Source organism: Sphaerisporangium sp. NPDC088356, from assembly GCF_040685555.1.
In the GTDB taxonomy this organism is placed as follows: Bacteria; Actinomycetota; Actinomycetes; order Streptosporangiales; family Streptosporangiaceae; genus Sphaerisporangium.
Window position 1 is genome coordinate 1 of the sequence record NZ_JBFBIK010000244.1, and the last position, 2,892, is coordinate 2,892.

The 2,892-nt window shown below is 66.0% G+C and carries 1 protein-coding gene; it reads left to right on the forward strand.

Going from position 1 to position 2,892, the window contains the following annotated elements; translation table 11 throughout:
- Positions 1-2,892: methionine synthase (gene metH / locus AB0O34_RS36525; RefSeq protein ID WP_363923543.1), on the forward strand; the 2,892-nt coding region annotated here is incomplete at both ends.

Consider the following 2,892-nt stretch of genomic DNA (forward strand, 5'->3'; position numbering starts at 1 on the left):
GGCGCCGACGCGCTGATCATCGAGACCTGCCAGGACCTGTTGCAGGTCAAGGCGGCGGTCGTCGGGGCGCGGCGCGCGATCGACGCGGCGGGCCGTGACGTGCCGATCATCGCGCAGGTGACGATCGAGACCAACGGCGCGATGCTGCTCGGCTCGGAGATCGGCGCCGCGCTGACCGCCATCGAGCCGCTGGGCGTCGACGTGATCGGGCTCAACTGCGCGACCGGCCCGGCCGAGATGAGCGAGCACCTTCGCTACCTGGCCAAGCACAGCCGCCTGCCGCTGTCCTGCATGCCCAACGCCGGTCTGCCCGAGCTCACCTCCGACGGGGCCCGTTACCCCCTCGGCCCCGGCGAGCTCGCGAACGCCCACCAGACCTTCACCCACGACTACGGGCTCTCACTGGTCGGCGGCTGCTGTGGCACCACCCCCGAGCACCTGCGGCAGGTGGTCGAGCGGGTGCGAGGCCAGGCCCCCGCCGCGCGGCGCCCGCGCCCCGAGCCCGGCGCCGCTTCGCTGTACCAGCATGTGCCGTTCCGGCAGGACACCTCCTATCTGGCCATCGGCGAGCGCACCAACGCCAACGGTTCCAAGGCGTTCCGCGAGGCGATGCTGGCCGAGCAGTGGGACGAGTGCGTCGACATCGCCCGCGCCCAGTCGCGCGACGGGGCGCACATGCTCGACCTGTGCGTGGACTACGTGGGCCGTGACGGTGTGGCGGACATGAAGGAGCTGGCGTTCCGGTTCGCCACGGCGTCGACGCTGCCGATCGTGCTGGACTCCACCGAGCCCGCCGTCCTGGAGGCGGGGCTGGAGATGCTCGGTGGCCGCGCCGTGGTCAACTCGGTGAACTACGAGGACGGCGACGGCCCCGATTCCCGCTTCCAGCGGATCATGAAGCTGGTCAAGGAGCACGGCGCGGGGGTCGTGGCCCTGACGATCGACGAGGAGGGCCAGGCCCGCACGGCCGACTGGAAGGTCCGCGTCGCCTCCCGCATCATCGAGGACCTGACGGTCAACTGGGGCATGAAGGTCGGCGACATCATCGTCGACTGCCTGACCTTCCCGATCGCCACCGGGCAGGAGGAGACCCGCCGCGACGGCATCGAGACCATCGAGGCGATCCGCGAGCTCAAGCGCCTGTACCCGGAGGTGCAGACCACGCTCGGCCTGTCGAACATCTCCTTCGGCCTCAACCCCGCGGCGCGGATCGTGTTGAACTCGGTGTTTTTGAATGAGTGTGTGAATGCGGGGTTGGATTCGGCGATCGTGCACGCGTCGAAGATTTTGCCGATGGCGCGGATTCCTGATGAGCAGCGTCAGGTGGCGCTGGACATGGTGTATGACCGGCGGCGGGAGGGTTATGACCCGTTGCAGCGGTTCATGGAGCTGTATGAGGGTGTGAATGCGGCTTCGATGCGGCAGGACCGGGCGGCGGAGTTGCTGGGGTTGCCGTTGTGGGAGCGGTTGAAGCGGCGGATCGTGGATGGGGAGAAGAAGGGGCTGGAGGCCGATCTGGAGGAGGGGCTGGGTCGGCGTCCTGCTTTGGAGATCATCAATGAGGTGCTGCTGGACGGTATGAAGACCGTGGGTGAGTTGTTCGGCTCGGGTCAGATGCAGTTGCCGTTTGTGTTGCAGTCGGCTGAGGTGATGAAGACGGCGGTGGCGTATCTGGAGCCGTATATGGATCGGGTGGAGGGGGAGACCAAGGGGCGGATCGTGCTGGCCACGGTCAAGGGTGATGTGCATGACATCGGGAAGAACCTGGTGGACATTATTTTGTCGAACAATGGTTATGAGGTGGTGAATCTCGGGATCAAGCAGCCGGTGTCGACGATCTTGGAGGCGGCTGAGGATGCCAAGGCCGATGTGATCGGGATGTCGGGGTTGCTGGTGAAGTCGACGGTGATCATGCGGGAGAACCTGGAGGAGATGAACGCGCGGGGGATTTCGCAGCGGTTCCCGGTGTTGCTGGGCGGGGCGGCGTTGACGCGGGCGTATGTGGAGCAGGATCTGGCCGATGTGTTTGAGGGGCAGGTGCGGTACGCGCGGGATGCGTTTGAGGGTTTGCGGTTGATGGATGCGTTCATGGCGGTGAAACGCGGGGTTGCGGGGGCGGCGTTGCCGCCGTTGCGGGAGCGCAGGGTCAAGACCGGTGCCCGGTTGGTGCGTACTGCTGAGGCTGAGTTGCCGGGGCGTTCGGATGTGGCCGCGGGTAATCCGGTTCCGGTGGCGCCGTTTGTTGGGGAACGGGTGGTGAAGGGGATTTCGCTGGGGGAGTACGCGGCGTTTTTGGATGAGCGGGCGACGTTCATGGGGCAGTGGGGGTTGAAGGCGGCTCGTGGTGGTGAGGGGCCGTCGTATGAGGAGCTGGTGGAGACCGAGGGGCGTCCGCGGTTGCGGATGTGGCTGGAGCGGATGCAGACCGAGGGGTTGCTGGAGGCGGCGGTGGTGTATGGGTATTTCCCGTGTGTCAGTGACGGTGACAGTCTGATCATTTTGGATGAGGCGGGTGATGAGCGGACGCGGTTCACCTTCCCGCGTCAGCGGCGTGACCGGCATTTGTGCCTGTCGGACTTCTTCCGCTCCAAGGAGTCGGGTGAGGTGGATGTGGTGGCGTTGCAGGTGGTCACGATGGGGGGCAAGGTGTCGCAGGCGACGGCGGAGTTGTTCGCCAAGGACGCCTACCGTGATTATCTGGAGTTGCATGGGTTGTCGGTGCAGCTGACCGAGGCTTTGGCGGAGTACTGGCACGCGCGGGTGCGTTCGGAGCTGGGGATCGGCGGGCGGGAGTCGCTGGAGGACATGCTGAAGGTGAACGTGACCGGGTGCCGGTACTCCTTCGGGTATCCGGCGTGCCCGAATCTGGAGGATCAGGTTCAGTTGTTCGAG